The following is a 14894-nucleotide window of genomic DNA, read 5'->3' on the forward strand; positions in this document are numbered from 1 at the left end:
GCTGTTCATTTCTTTCCCACGTTACCAAGTGTATCTATCCTTCCGTCCGATCCTTGAACCAACACAGATGCGCCTGAGACGCACCTGGCCGGTTTATTTCGTGATTAACGCGAGGTAGTGCTGATAGCCGTGATTGGTGCAACCTGATGCGTCTCAGACGTTTCTGGAGCAGACTCTACCGGTGGTTGATAGGTATTGATATCTTGCCCTACGCTAACCACAATCGGCATGCCGGAACGACGCACAATCGCGTCAGCAACGGCTTTACTGTCCGTCTCTGCATCCTTAACAAATTTCTGCGTCTTTGCCGTCAGCGGAATTTTCATCGTTTGTGGATCGTCCTTATCGGTCTTTGATAAGGGCTGATGCACTTCAACGTAGCGTTTGCCGTCCGGTTCAACGGAGGTTTTAATCGCATCGTTAACAATCTGTACACGCGTACCGACTGGCACAGTATCGAACAACGCCTTGATATCATCTGGGCGCAGGCGGATACAGCCAGAACTTACCCGCATGCCAATACCGAAGTCCGCGTTTGTGCCGTGCAACAGATAAACACCGCCATGCGCCGACAGACGCAGCGCATGTAATCCCATCGGGTTATCCGGGCCAGCCGGAACGACAGCAGGCAGCTTAATGCCCTGTTCTTCGAGATAATGCTTACGGATGTTTGCCGTTGGCGTCCAGGTCGGGTTCTCACGTTTCTCGCTCACGCTGGTCGTCATCAATGGCGTATTACGCCCCAGTTGGCCAATGCCAATCGGGTAAACAATGACGGTATTCTTCCCTTTCGGATAGTAGTAGAGCCGTAGTTCTGCCAGATTGACCACAATGCCTTCGCGCGGCGTATCCGGCAGTAGCATTTGCGTCGGGATCGTGAGGGTGGAACCCGCTGTCGGCAGGTAAGGATCTGCGCCTGGGTTCGCTTCCAGCATACCTAATAGACCAATCTTGAAGTCCGCCGCGATAGCTTCCAGCGGGCGGCCGTCATTAGGGACCGTATAAGCGATATTCTCACCGATAAGACGGCTGTTTGGTGGCGGTAGCGGGTATTCCGTCGCTCTGGCGGCGGTGCTGGCCAGGTATGTCGCGAAGGCCATACCGAGTAAAGTTAACACGCGTTTCATAATAGATTCCCTACAATCAATAACATCTGGTTGTGTACCCAGAATGCAGTATCCGGCTATACCTCTTGATCTGGTGTTCAATACAGCCGTTGCTGCCTCTTTCCACCGGACGTGGGTATATATTAGCATTGTTGTAACAAAAGAATATTTGATTTAAAAATCAAAGCATTGATATTCAATTCTTTACAAAGCAGAGTCAGCATAAAATTTAACGGGAAATAAATATACGGGACGAATTCTGAAATATCAGCGAGTTAATAAATGAACTGGAAAACAATAACGTATCGTTGGTAAAAATCAGTAAATGAAAAAAATAAAAAAGCGCTGAACGTTTTTTTTCGTCACAGCGCTTTTTCTATACTCAGCGAAAGCAGAGAGAACAGCGAAACAAATTAAAGCAATGCGGCTGCATGCGCACGAATCGCCCGTAGCATCGCTTCAAGCCCCTGAGAGCGGGATGGCGTCAGGTGTTGATTCAACGCCAGCGATTCAAAGAATGGCCGCACATCCAGCTCAACAATTTCCTGCGCTGTCAGCCCCTGATACAGGCTGAAAACGACTGCGATCAGGCCTTTCACGATAGCGGCATCGCTGTCGCCGTGCAGGGCGATCACGCCTTGCTCATCAGGCTGTGTCACAATCCACACTTGGCTCTGACACCCCGAGATCAGGTTATCGGGATTACGCCACTCATCGGGCAGTGGATCAAGACGTTCCCCTAACTCGATGACATACAGATATTTTTCTTCCCAATCATTACAGCGCGCAAAATTGCGCGCCAGTTTCTGCGGTTCTGGCAGACTCGCCATGGTTTCCTCCCCGGACAGGTTCGCGCGCGGCGCTTAACTGCCCAGCAATCGATGGATACGTTGCAATCCGGCAACCAGCCGGTCAATTTCTTCGCGCGTAGTATAAACGGCCAACGAGGCACGGCACATACTGGGAACACCATAGTGTTCCATCAGCGGCATCGCGCAATGGTGGCCGGTGCGAATCGCAATACCGTACCGATCGAGGAAACTTCCTACATCATAGGCATGGTGCTGCCCAAGATTAAACGCAATCACACCGTGACGCTCCGCAGGGCCGTACAGCGTCAGATCGGGCACCTGTGTTAACGCTTCCAACGCGTACTGCATCAGTGAGGATTCATAACGCTGAATCTCTTCACGTCCCAGTGCCGTTACATAATCCAGTGCGGCACCTAAGCCCATGATACCGCCCGTGTTGGGCGAACCAGCCTCAAAGCGCCATGGCGAATCCGCATAGGTAGTGCCTGTACGCAGGCTGACCTGACGAATCATTGCCCCACCGCCTTCCCACGGCGGCATGGCTTGAAGCAAATCACGCTTGCCGTACAGCACACCAATACCCGAAGGACCGTAGATCTTATGGCCTGAAAAGACAAAGAAATCACAGTCCAGATCCTGTACATCGACAGGCTGGTGCATAATCGACTGCGCACCATCGACCAACGTAACCGCGCCCGCTGCTTTTGCCTGCGCAATCATCGCTTTCACTGGGTTCAGCGTACCCAGCACGTTGGATATCTGCGTCACCGCCAACAGACGAGTGCGTTCATCCAACAGCGCGGGAAGCTGTGCGACATCCAGCGAGCCATCTTCAGCCAGCGGCAATACGCGAACCTCAACGCCACGCGCTTCCGCCAGCATCTGCCAGGGAACGATGTTCGCGTGGTGTTCCATCTCGGTGATGATCAGGTTGTCGCCCGGCTGGATGAAGGTACGGCCATAGCTGTTAGCCACCAGATTGATGGCTTCCGTCGTCCCACGCACAAAGACAATTTCTTCCACTGACGCGGCATTGATAAAGGATGCCACCTGCTCGCGCACCGCTTCCATCGCGCTGGTTGCCTGCGCGCTCAGCGTATGAATGCCGCGATGCACGGCGGCGTATTCATGGCGATAGAATTCGGCTTCGCGTTCGATAACCGACTGCGGTTTTTGCGCACTCGCCGCGCTGTCAAGATAGGCTAACGGCTGGCCGTTAACCTCGCTTGCCAGCACGGGGAAATCGGCACGAATCCGTTCAATAGGATAGTTCATCATACCGCCTTGCCGGCATTCGCCAGCGCGTTGGGCAAACGCTGCGCGATACGTTCCAGAACCACATCTCGCAGAGACTCGTTTTCAATCGCTTCGGTGACTTCCGCCGCGAAGGCGAAGATGATCATCTGTTGCGCATCCTGCTGCGTAATACCACGGGAACGCAGATAGAACAGCTGTTCTTCATCCATACGGCCGATGGTCGCGCCATGGCTACATTTCACGTCATCTGCATAGATTTCCAACTGCGGCTTGGTGTCTACCTCAGCCAGTCGTCCCAGTAGCAGGTTGTTGTTGGTCATCTGTCCGTCGGTTTTCAGCGCATGCGGCGCAACCTTAATCATGCCGTTAAACACCGCTCTGGCGCGATCGTTGACGATAACTTTATGCAGTTGGCGACTTTCGCCATAGCCCTGATTGTGCTCCAGATACGTTCGCGTATCACACACTTCGCTGCCGACAGGCAGAATCAGACTGTTCATGGACAGATTCGTCCCTTCACCGTTCAACTGAGCACTAGTGTGGTGACGTGTCAGCCCCGCTCCCAGCAGGAAACTGTGGCTGCGAACCCGAGCATCGCGTGCCAAAACCAGATCGTTGTGCGCGAAGTGGTAGCCCGCCGCCGCTTCAAACGCCAGTTTATAGTGGCTAACCTGACTATTTTCCGCCGCATTCACCGTCAGGCGAGCACCAGTAAAGTGCGCATGATCGTCAAGGCTGACGTAATGCTCGATAATTTCCGCGCTGGCACCACGTTCAACGTTCAAATGATGACGATGGTGAACCGTGTTCAACGCTGCCGCCTGACTGCTGCTGATGTGCAGCAGGTAAAGCGGTTTTTCTGCCTGCTGTCCGGCAGCCAAACGAATCAACGTACTCGTAATAGCAAGACTTTCGGTCAGATGCAGGAATACTTCGGACTGAATCGCCGTAGGCAACGCGCCACGCGCATGCGATGCCTGTACGTCAACCTGATACGGTCCCCACGCGCTGTCGCTGAGTTCCGCATTAAACACGCCATCGATGAACACCAGACGCCAGCTATCCACCGCAAGTGCCAGAGCATCCACCGCTGCACGATCGATAGACGGTGCCTGCGGTGCGACAAATTCGTTGCTCAGCAAGCCATCCAGCGGCGTGTATTTCCAATGCTCATGCTTACGATGCGGTAAGCCAAGGCGCACCACGTCCTGCCAGTGTTGGTTTGCCTCTTCAGAACGACGCGACGCATCGCGTTCAAACAGGCCATGCCATTGTTGCAGCGCCTGCTCTTGTTTCTGTGCGATACTGGTTTTACCCGCCACGTTATCGCTCGTCACATTATTGCTCGTCGGTAAGCCAGCCATAGCCTTGCTCCTCCAACTGTTTCACCAGCGAGAAATCACCGGATTTCACAATGCGCCCTTGATACAGAACGTGGACGTGATCCGGTTTGATGTAATCAAGAATACGCTGGTAGTGTGTAACGATGATGAACGAACGTTTGCCGTCGCGCAGGGAGTTCACGCCGTTAGAGACGATTTTCAGTGCGTCAATGTCCAGCCCGGAGTCAGTTTCATCCAGAATGCACAGATCCGGCTCCAGCGCTGCCATTTGCAGAATGTCGTTACGCTTTTTCTCACCGCCGGAGAAACCCACGTTGACCGAGCGGGTCAACAAATCTTCCGGCATATTCAGCAGCTTGATTTTCTCTTCGATAAAGTCGGCGAAGTCAAAACGATCCAGCGGTTCCTGCTCACGGTATTTGCGCACCGCGTTCACGGAGGTTTGCAGGAAGAACTGGTTGCTGACGCCAGGGATCTCTACCGGATATTGAAACGCCATAAAGACGCCTTCACCCGCGCGATCTTCTGGCGATAATTCCAGCAGATCTTTCCCTTTGAAGCTGACCGAACCGTCGGTCACTTCATATTCTTCACGTCCAGCCAGCGTCGCGGAGAGCGTACTTTTTCCTGAGCCATTCGGGCCCATAATCGCGTGTACTTCACCCGGCTTAATAGTGAGATTAAGCCCTTTGATGATCTCTTTACCTTCAACGCTAACTTTTAAATTTTCGATGCTTAACATGCTTATTCCTTCCAACGCCCAATGTGACGGGCGCTCAATGAATTCCGGGACCGATGATTCTCATTATTAGTCTGTGAAAATCCCGGTAACCGCCGAATTAACCCACGCTATGTTCCAGGCTAATCGCCAGTAACTTTTGTGCTTCTACCGCGAATTCCAACGGTAACTCAGAGAAAACGTCCTTACAGAAACCGTTCACGATCATTGAGATAGCGTCATCTTCGCTGATACCGCGTTGCAGACAGTAGAACAGTTGGTCATCGCCGATTTTCGACGTGGTCGCTTCATGCTCCAACTGTGCAGTGTTGTTGCGTACTTCCACATACGGGAAAGTGTGCGCACCGCATTCGCTGCCGATCAGCATCGAGTCACACTGGGTAAAGTTACGGGCATTAGCCGCACTCGGCATGATCTTCACCAAACCGCGGTAGGTGTTCTCACTGCGCCCAGCAGAAATCCCTTTGGAGATGATGGTCGAACGGGTGTTTTTACCGATGTGAATCATCTTGGTGCCGGTATCCGCCTGCTGACGACCGTTGGTCAAGGCAACAGAGAAGAACTCACCCACGGAATAGTCACCGCGCAGAATGACGCTCGGGTATTTCCAGGTAATCGCCGAACCGGTTTCCGATTGCGTCCATGACATTTTCGAATGCTCACCCGCACACAGCGCACGCTTGGTCACGAAGTTCAGAATCCCGCCTTCGGCGTCATCTTTACCGGAGAACCAGTTTTGTACCGTGGAGTATTTCACTTCGGCATTCTTGTTGATGATCACTTCCACCACCGCAGCGTGCAGCTGATAGGTATCACGAACAGGTGCGGAACAACCTTCGATATAGCTGACGTAGCTGTCATCATCGGCGATCAGGATCGTACGCTCGAACTGACCGGTTTTTGCCGCATTGATACGGAAATACGTCGACAGCTCCATCGGGCAGCGCACACCTTTCGGGATGTACACAAACGTGCCGTCAGAAGCAACCGCTGAGTTTAGCGCGGCAAAGAAGTTATCGTTCGCCGGTACAACAGTACCGAGATACTGGCGCACCAGGTCGGGATGTTCCTGAATCGCCTCGCTGAATGAGCAGAAAATAATGCCTTTTTCAGCAAGCTCATGCCGATACGTGGTCGCAACGGATACCGAGTCGAAAATGGCATCGACCGCGACTTTCTGACCTTCACGGACGGGTACGCCCAACTGATTGAAGGCATTTTCCACTTCGCTGGTCAGGTAATTATTCACGTCCGTAATCCCGGATTGCTGCTTGGCGCCGGGCTCAGAGCCACAGCTGTCATCGCAGTTACCGCAGGAAGGCGCGGAATAATAGCTATAGTCCTGATAGTCGAGTTTCTCATAATGGGCTTTCAGCCAATGCGGTTCTTCCATCTCCAGCCACGCTTTGTAAGCGTTAAGACGGAATTCCAGCATCCACTCAGGTTCATTACGCTTCGCCGAGATTGCCCGGACAACATCTTCATTGATGCCGTGCGCTAACTCATCGGTCTCCAACTGCGTGAAGAAACCTTCTTTATAGCGTCCATCACCCATCCAGATCTGGACATCATCAGGTACATCTACCGTGCTACGTGCCATAATTTTTCATCACTTAAATGCCAAAGCTTTCGCCACATCCACAAGCATGCTGCGCTCTGGGATTATTAAACTTGAATATCTGATTCAGCCCTTCACGGACGAAATCAAGTTCTGTGCCGTCAATGAAAGGCATCGCTTTCAGTGGGACATACAGTTTTGCGCCATCACGTTCAAATACCAAATCGTCGGTTTCGAACTCCTGCACCAGATCCAGCACATAGCCAAACCCAGCACAGCCTGATTGTTTAACGCCAAGCCGCAGTCCTTGCACGGCCTCATCCTGCTTCATCAGATTCTTAATCTGCTTCACGGCGCTATCTGTCAGCGTCAGTCCTTGCCAGACATTTTCATCCAGTGAAAACGTCCCTACATTTTCCGCTTGCATATGGAATACCTCATTGCGTGTGGTACCAGTTTTAGGCTGGTTTCCCCTAATGTTAGTGATAATGAAACTAGCTTCAACCTCTTGTTTTGCAGGGCTATTCGTAACATTTGGTTTTTTAGCCTGCCAAGCGTGCTATTTCTCACGTTTCAAACACCCCAGATGACACAGCAAAAAACCAATTAATTATTTGATAATAAATGAATTAATATCATCTCGCCGAGTCCTTTTGGTCAGATAAATATCATCATCTCGTTATCATTATTATAACATTTATCGGTGATACCTATTTATAAAACAGGGAAGGTAAATGAAGATTTATGTGATTTCCGATCGTACTTTTGACGTTAAAGCACGTTTTGCCCATTGATCATGGCCTTTTTTATTAATATGATAATGATTATCATTTAATATTCAGGATCGATAACCATGCTTTCCGTGAATGCCTGGCTGCACCACCAGATTGACGAATATAAATTTCAGATTCGCGATGCCACTGTTGATTTCTATATGGCGGAAGCTCGTCTGAACCGTCCGGGAAGTAATATTGATCACTTACGTCGCTTTCATAACGCCTGCATGGACATGGTTGAACTCTGCCTGAGAAATGGCGATGACGACAGCTATCTGCACGCACTGGTCAAGTTGCACAATCGGCTGATTAAAGAGATCAACAATGAAGGGCGTTGCCACCTTTTTCGAGTGCAAAGTTACTACTTTGCCCGTAACACGCTAAAGTCGATTTGCCATCAGCTAAGCATGCAAGGTTCATGGGATAAAGCGACCGCCTTTCAGACGGATTTCGTTAAGCGCGTGCCTTTTCTGCCTTAAAGAAAAACCGAACCAGACCGGCCAGCAGTCTGGTTCAGCATTTCATATTTATGGCGTAATCACCGATGTCGTCAGACGCGAAATACAGCACAGGCGATGTTGATTATCAAAGATCTCAATCTGCCATACCTGGCTACGGCGGCCAACGTGAAGCGCCCGGCATACGCCCCGCACTTCCCCTTCACGCACGGCTCGCAGGTGATTGGCATTGATTTCAAGCCCCACCACCTGCTGATCGCCTTCGGAACACAGATAGCCCGCGACGGACCCCAGTGATTCCGCCAGTACAACAGATGCACCACCGTGCAGTAAACCAAATGGCTGACGTGTGCGTGAATCCACAGGCATCACCGCTTCCAGAGAGTCCTCCGCAAGACAGGTATAACGAATACCGACATGGCCGACCATGCACGTTTGGCTCTGTTGATTAAGCTGCTCCAGTGTAACCTGTCGTTTCCACAGCATCAGAGGATCTCCAGTAGGGCCTGTAACGGATGGCGCAATGCGCGGCCTTCCATACGTTTTACCTGACTACGGCACGAATAACCGGTGGTCAGACAGCGTTTTTGCGGTAATTTCTGCAACACCTGTTGCCAGGATAGTGCATAAATCCCCTGCGAGTTGGCGAGGTTTTTGGTTTCATGGCCGTAGGTCCCCGCCATGCCGCAACATCCGACGCTAATATTCTCCAGTTTAGCGCCAAAGCGCGAGAAGATATCAGCCCACTGTTTCGTGCTGATCGGCAACGCGGTCGTTTCCGTACAGTGACCGAGCAGGTACCAGGATTCGCCGGTCGCAGGCTGAGGCGTGCTGTCTGCCAATGCCGTTACTAACCATTCATGCACCAGTTGTACCTGAAAATCTCCACGTTTCTCACCCAAAATTTCTCGATATTCGTCGCGGTAGCACAGCACCAGCGCCGGATCGACGCCCACCATCGGCATCCCCAATTTGGCAACACGATTCAGGAAATCTGCCGTCTTCGACGCCGTTTTGGCAAAACGTTGCAAGAAACCTTTAATATGCTGTGCCTTCCCGTTCGGGGAGAATGGCAGCAGCACCGGTTTCAGCTTCAGTTTTTCGATCAGATGAACAAAATCTGCCACCACCTGCGCATCGTAATAGCTGGTGAACGGGTCCTGTACGATTAACACATACTGCTGGCGCGCCTGCTCCGGTAGCTGTTCCAACTGTTCCAGCGTGGTGTTAACCCCGCTATGCCCAGCAAACTGCTGGCGCAGCGACGGCGATGACAACAAGGGCAAATCGACCATACCAATCTGGCTGCGACTCAAGTTATTCAGCAACGGCATTTTCAGGAAGAAGTTAAACGTCTTCGGACTACGTGCCATCAACGGCGCATAACTTTCGACACCGGCCACCAGATAGTCGCGAACCGGACGCAGATAGCGCGTGTGATACAGTTGCAGGAAACGAGAGCGGAATCCCGGCACGTCAATCTTGATAGGGCACTGTGTTGAGCAGGCTTTACACGCCAGACAACCCGACATCGCATCTTTAACTTCATGCGAGAAATCGTAATCCCCTTTCTTAGCCTGCCAGGTATTGCGGGTTTTCTGAATAAAGGCGCGTAGGCTCAGCTTTTGCTGTGGTAAAGCGTTCTCCAAAGCAACCGGGTCGACACCTTGCTCCGCTAACAGGCGTAGCCATTCACGTACCAGTGTTGCACGACCTTTTGGCGAATGAATCCGGTTTCCGCTGATTTTCATCGACGGACACATTGGGCTACGCGCATCAAAGTTGAAGCACAATCCGTTGCCGTTGCATTCCATCGCGCCACGGAATGCGGTGCGAACCGTCAGCGGGATCGTGCGGTCAAATGTGCCGCGCTTAACCGCATCGACTTTCATCATCGGTGCATCGACATCCAACGGCGCACAAATCTTCCCAGGATTCAGCCGGTTATCAGGGTCGAACGCGGCCTTGATACGACGCAGCTCGGTATACAGTTCCGGTCCAAAAAATTCAGGGCTGTATTCGGCGCGGAAGCCTTTACCGTGTTCGCCCCACAGCAGACCGCCATATTTGGCCGTCAGCGCGACAATCTGGTCGGAAAGCTGTTTCATCAACATTTCCTGCTGCGGGTCGCACATGTCCAGCGCCGGGCGAACATGCAGTACCCCGGCATCGACATGACCAAACATACCGTACGTCAGATTGTGGCTATCCAGCAGCGCGCGGAACTCTTCAATGTAATCAGCCAGATGTTGTGGCGGCACGCAGGTATCTTCCGCAAACGGGATGGGCTTGGCCTGCCCTTTACTGTTTCCCAGCAGCCCGACGGCTTTCTTGCGCATGGCGTAAATACGTTCGATTCCGGCCAGGTCGTTACAGGTTTGATAGCCAATCACTCCCCCCTCTCCGGTCTCCAGCAGCGTGTCCAGCCGCTGACATAGCGATTCCACCTGTCCGTTGATCAGCGCTTCGTCATCACCCGCAAACTCAACGATATTCAGGCCAAGCATTTCCTGATTAGGCACATCGGTAATCAGTTCACTGACGGAATGCCAGACGATATCTTCACGGGCAAGGTTTAATACCTTGGAATCCACCGTTTCGACGGATAGCGCCTTGGCTTCCACCATGAACGGCGCATTGCGCAACGCTGAATTGAAGGAATCGTACTTGATATTGACCAGACGACGACTCTTCGGCAACGGCGTAATGTCGAGCTTCGCTTCGGTGATAAATGCCAGCGTCCCTTCGGCCCCGGTCAGAATGCGCGTCAGATCGAAGGTGTGCAGATCGTCGCTGAACACATGGCGCAGGTCATAGCCGGTCAAAAAGCGGTTCAGCTTAGGGAATTTGTCGATAATCAACGCGCGCTGTTCGCGGCAACGGTGCAGCACCGTGTGGTAAATGCGACCAACGGGAGAATCTTCTTCTGCTAACTGCTCTGCCAACTCCACCGGCATGGCCTGCGTATCCAGCATCTCGCCGCCCAGCAGTACCGCACGCAGCCCCAGCACATGGTCTGAGGTTTTTCCGTACACCAGCGAGCCTTGCCCCGATGCATCGGTATTGATCATGCCGCCTAACGTCGCCCGGTTGCTGGTCGACAGTTCAGGCGCAAAGAAATAACCATAAGGCTTCAGATACTGGTTGAGTTGATCTTTAATGACGCCAGCTTCAACGCGCACCCACCCTTGCTCAGGGTTGATTTCCAGAATGCGGTTCATATAGCGCGACATATCGACCACAATACCGCGATTCAGCGCTTGTCCGTTCGTTCCTGTCCCGCCGCCGCGCGGGGTAAAGGTCAACCCTGAAAAACGCGCCTCGCCCGCCAGTCGCGACAGGATCGCCACATCGGCAGTTGAACGGGGGAACACCACCGCATCCGGCAAAAGTTGATAGATACTGTTATCCGTCGCCATCGTCAGACGATCGGCATAATTGGTCGCCGTATCGCCCGTAAATCCGTTTTTCTTTAATGCTTCCAGAAAATTAAGTACCGGCTGGACTAGCCCGGGAGATTGCGTGATCTGTGGGATCATTATTTTTTGACCCTGTCCGTACATGATGTGTTTGCCAATATGTCGTGATATGCCTGTGAAGAGTGGTATACAGCCTAATGTCGATCGGTTAAGCACCGAGATACACGGAGCGACCACGGGGCGAGATCTCCCTGCGGGAACCTCATCCCCGTGTTTCTCCTGAAATAGGACTTAAGTAACCCGCTATGCTATAGCCGTTCTTTCATCGGGGACATCACGTTTTATCACATTTCGCAATCGTGTGCGCTCCCAGAACGGCAAAAACATACAGCATGTTGGTTAACCGCTGTTTCACCAACAAAATGTTCAACGCGCTGTCAAAACACCCGGAAATATCTCATGATGACATGGTGACTATACTGTGCCGCCCACACTACCTCACCTTCAGCCTTTTCTTTTGCTATTGAGGAACAATTCGTTGAGCAAATACTCCCAGCCACCACGATTTGATCTGGCCAGAAACCTGTTCAGTCTGGTGTTTATTACCATCATGATTATTGCCTGCTTTTGGGTGGTACAACCTTTTATTTTGGGATTCGCCTGGGCATGTATGGTGGTGATTGCCACCTGGCCGATGCTGATCAAATTTCAGGCACTACTCTGGGGGCGGCGCTCTCTGGCGGTGCTCGTCATGACGTTTCTGCTCATCCTGCTATTTGTTGTGCCGATTGCCGTTCTCGTCAGCAGCGTAGTGGATAACAGCTCGGCACTCATGAGTTGGGGAGCCAGACAGGAAAACTTTTCGCCACCGACGCTAGAGTGGCTGGCATCAATCCCTGTCGTGGGAGAAAAATTGTTCAACAGCTGGCAGGCGCTGCTGCAAAGCGGCGGCAGTGGTCTGTTTGCCAAAGTACAGCCCTATTTTGGTAAAACCGCGACCTGGCTGGTTGCACAGGCGGCGCATGTCGGGCGCTTTCTGATGCACTGCTCTCTGATGCTTATCTTCAGCGCCCTGCTGTATTACAAAGGTGAAGCCGTCGCGAAAGCCGTGAGACATTTCGCTATCCGACTGGGGCAAGAGCGCGGCGATGCCGCCGTGATCCTGGCAGCGCAGTCCATTCGGGCCGTCGCGCTGGGTGTGGTGGTAACGGCTATCGTGCAGTCGGTACTAGGCGGAATTGGTTTGGGGTTATCGGGCATTCCCTACACCACCCTATTAACCGTTCTGATGTTCCTGTGTTGTCTGGCGCAATTGGGGCCGCTCCCCGTGCTTATCCCTGCCATTATCTGGCTGTATTGGACGGGGGATACCACCTGGGGCACCATCCTGCTGGTCTGGAGCTGTGTCGTTGGAACAATTGATAACGTTATTCGTCCGATGCTGATCAGGATGGGTGCCGATCTTCCGATGTTGCTGATTCTTTCCGGTGTAATTGGTGGATTGCTGGCGTTTGGCATGATAGGCCTGTTTATTGGACCAGTCGTCCTCGCCGTTTCCTATCGTCTGCTGTTTGCCTGGATGCGTGAAATCCCCGAACCACAGAGCATCCTGCCCGTTAGCACCACCAAGACATCAAATAAAGAATCCTCACAGTAAGCAACGCCTTTTCATCCAGTGGGTGGTGCTGACCACCCACCCATTCCTCACGCTCAATCTTGCTCCGTCTCTATTACTCCTTTATCTATTTTTCAATAGGTAAAAATAGCTAATGATTGGCCCTCTATTCTTAGGGATTAGTCCTAAAAATTTTGATATCATTTCTCTAATGCATCAATATTATTGACAATATAAAAACTCTGAGGGGTCGACTCTTAAAAGATAATTAACTATTAGGATGATTCTTAATGACGAAATAAGGCATTATCCATAGGATAAATACCGGAGCTAGTATTAACCTACTGTTTGTCAATGAGGTTTCCTCCTCGTCAGAGTTAGTAACGAATTGCTGTGTGTAGTCTTTGCCCATCCCCTGAGATGGGCCTTTTTTTTCCTTTCATTTCTCTTCCATTCCATTACGCCTTATTGCTTTTTTGTTACTCTCCTGTCAGCAACCCCTCAGTTCAGTTTTTCAGGAGTTTTTCATGAAGCCTCTCGCCGCGAAGAGATTACTACTCTGTGGCTTATTCAGCCTTTTGACAGCATGCGATAATCCAACGTCTACAGCAGAACGCCCTTTATTGACCATCGAAGGTAAAACCATGGGGACGTTCTACAGCGTAAAAATTAGTGGCGCTATCAGCGAAGATAAGACACAGCTACAACGGGAAATCGATGCGCTGCTGGAGCAGACCAATAATGATATTTCCACCTACCGTGACGATTCAGTGCTATCGCGTTTTAACCAGTATCGGGGAACCGATCCACAGCCCATCAGCAATGGCATGGCGGATATCATTCTGGCTGCACTGCGTATCGGTAAAGCCACTGGCGGCGCGATGGATATCACCGTCGGCCCATTAGTTAATCTCTGGGGATTTGGTCCACAGAAGCAGCCGATACACATTCCCAGCCAACAGCAGATTGATTTAGCACGGCAAAACGTCGGATTACGCCATCTGACACTGATCGGCGATGAAAAAGGAGAATGGATTCAGAAAGATCTCCCAGATTTATACGTCGACCTCTCCACCTTAGGTGAAGGCTACGGCGCAGACGTTCTCGCACAACTGATGACGCGTAAAGGGATTACCAATTATCTGGTTTCCGTCGGCGGCGCGATTTCCAGTCGTGGCGTTAATGCCGAAGGAACGCCATGGCGCGTGGCGATTCAGAAACCCACCGACCAGGAAAATGCGGTACAGGCGGCCGTGAATTTGCAGGGTTATGCGATCAGTACCTCCGGCAGCTATCGGAATTACTTTGAGGAAGGCAGCAAGCGCTATTCTCATGTCATCGATCCCGAAACAGGAAGACCGATTACCCACCAGTTGGTTTCTGCCACCGTGATTGCGCCGACCGCGTTGGAAGCGGATGGCTGGGATACGGGTTTAATGGTGCTGGGAACTGAAAAAGCGTTGAAGCTAGCAGAGCAGCAAGGGCTTGCGGTTTATCTGATTACCAAAACGGATAAGGGCTTTAGCGCAGTAATGACGCCACAGTTTAAATCCTTCCTGATTGCGGCACCGTGATTTTCAGCACAGCTTGCGATCAGCGGCGGTCGAGCGGTGGTAATGGATAGATCGTAAAGACGCTGTGAATACATCCCTGTACGCTCGGATTGCGCAGATATGAATCTCATCCCTGAGATTCACCCTTGCAGGGCCGTCGCAAGCGACGTTCAAAAGCGTTCCTGACGCTTTTGTCCATGGCGCAAACGCTTTACTCTTCTATTCCATTACCACCGTTTTCATTCTGTGAATACTGTT

Annotated in this window: 12 protein-coding genes and 1 other RNA gene; 4 read left to right on the forward strand and 9 right to left on the reverse strand. The window is 51.7% G+C overall.

What is annotated here, in order from left to right; genetic code table 11:
* Nucleotides 1-104 precede the first annotated feature (104 nt).
* From A6301_RS03355 to sufA, 7 genes are all read right to left on the reverse strand, one after another.
* Complete coding sequence (locus tag A6301_RS03355; protein WP_234257100.1) at nucleotides 105-1127, reverse strand: L,D-transpeptidase family protein; 1023 nt, start codon at nucleotides 1125-1127, stop codon at nucleotides 105-107.
* Nucleotides 1128-1519: 392 nt separating this feature from the next.
* A complete protein-coding gene (gene sufE / locus A6301_RS03360; protein WP_103807807.1) occupies nucleotides 1520-1936 on the reverse strand; it encodes a cysteine desulfuration protein SufE in 417 nt (138 codons plus the stop codon).
* Between the two features lie 33 nt (nucleotides 1937-1969).
* Complete coding sequence (gene sufS, locus A6301_RS03365) at nucleotides 1970-3193, reverse strand: cysteine desulfurase SufS (RefSeq protein ID WP_234257186.1); 1224 nt, start codon at nucleotides 3191-3193, stop codon at nucleotides 1970-1972.
* A complete protein-coding gene (gene sufD, locus A6301_RS03370; protein ID WP_107167653.1) occupies nucleotides 3193-4539 on the reverse strand; it encodes a Fe-S cluster assembly protein SufD in 1347 nt (448 codons plus the stop codon). The genes sufS and sufD overlap by 1 nt, the downstream gene beginning before the upstream one ends.
* The gene (gene sufC, locus A6301_RS03375) at nucleotides 4514-5260 is read right to left on the reverse strand and encodes a Fe-S cluster assembly ATPase SufC (RefSeq protein ID WP_005970394.1); all 747 of its coding nucleotides are present in this window, start codon (nucleotides 5258-5260) and stop codon (nucleotides 4514-4516) included. The genes sufD and sufC overlap by 26 nt, the downstream gene beginning before the upstream one ends.
* A gap of 97 nt (nucleotides 5261-5357) precedes the next feature.
* A complete protein-coding gene (gene sufB / locus A6301_RS03380) occupies nucleotides 5358-6857 on the reverse strand; it encodes a Fe-S cluster assembly protein SufB (RefSeq protein WP_107167654.1) in 1500 nt (499 codons plus the stop codon).
* 13 nt (nucleotides 6858-6870) lie between these two features.
* Entirely contained in the window at nucleotides 6871-7242 is a 372-nt protein-coding gene (sufA, locus tag A6301_RS03385) for a Fe-S cluster assembly scaffold SufA (RefSeq protein ID WP_005970398.1), read from the reverse strand.
* A 426-nt stretch (nucleotides 7243-7668) separates the two neighbouring features.
* Here sufA and A6301_RS03390 point away from each other — a divergent pair, with 426 nt between their 5' ends.
* The gene (locus tag A6301_RS03390) at nucleotides 7669-8070 is read left to right on the forward strand and encodes a hypothetical protein (RefSeq protein WP_005970399.1); all 402 of its coding nucleotides are present in this window, start codon (nucleotides 7669-7671) and stop codon (nucleotides 8068-8070) included.
* A gap of 48 nt (nucleotides 8071-8118) precedes the next feature.
* Here the strand turns inward: A6301_RS03390 and A6301_RS03395 are convergent, their stop codons facing one another.
* Both A6301_RS03395 and A6301_RS03400 read right to left on the reverse strand, forming a co-directional pair.
* Complete coding sequence (locus A6301_RS03395) at nucleotides 8119-8535, reverse strand: hotdog fold thioesterase (protein ID WP_107167655.1); 417 nt, start codon at nucleotides 8533-8535, stop codon at nucleotides 8119-8121.
* Nucleotides 8535-11588 carry an FAD-binding and (Fe-S)-binding domain-containing protein gene (locus A6301_RS03400; protein WP_107167656.1) on the reverse strand — a complete coding sequence of 1018 codons (3054 nt, stop codon included), beginning with the start codon at nucleotides 11586-11588 and terminating at the stop codon, nucleotides 8535-8537. The genes A6301_RS03395 and A6301_RS03400 overlap by 1 nt, the downstream gene beginning before the upstream one ends.
* 418 nt (nucleotides 11589-12006) lie before the next feature.
* On the opposite strand from A6301_RS03400, the gene ydiK reads away from it, so the two are divergent.
* The 3 genes from ydiK to apbE all read left to right on the forward strand — a co-directional run bounded on the left by ydiK (nucleotide 12007) and on the right by apbE (nucleotide 14657).
* A complete protein-coding gene (gene ydiK, locus A6301_RS03405; RefSeq protein ID WP_107167657.1) occupies nucleotides 12007-13125 on the forward strand; it encodes an AI-2E family transporter YdiK in 1119 nt (372 codons plus the stop codon).
* A 282-nt stretch (nucleotides 13126-13407) separates the two neighbouring features.
* Nucleotides 13408-13519, forward strand: an RNA gene (gene rprA, locus A6301_RS03410) — antisense sRNA RprA.
* A 91-nt stretch (nucleotides 13520-13610) separates the two neighbouring features.
* Nucleotides 13611-14657 carry an FAD:protein FMN transferase ApbE gene (gene apbE / locus A6301_RS03415; RefSeq protein ID WP_234257101.1) on the forward strand — a complete coding sequence of 349 codons (1047 nt, stop codon included), beginning with the start codon at nucleotides 13611-13613 and terminating at the stop codon, nucleotides 14655-14657.
* Nucleotides 14658-14894: the final 237 nt, after the last annotated feature.

The organism is Pectobacterium sp. IFB5596, from assembly GCF_021432585.1.
Lineage (GTDB): Bacteria > Pseudomonadota > Gammaproteobacteria > Enterobacterales > Enterobacteriaceae > Pectobacterium > Pectobacterium punjabense.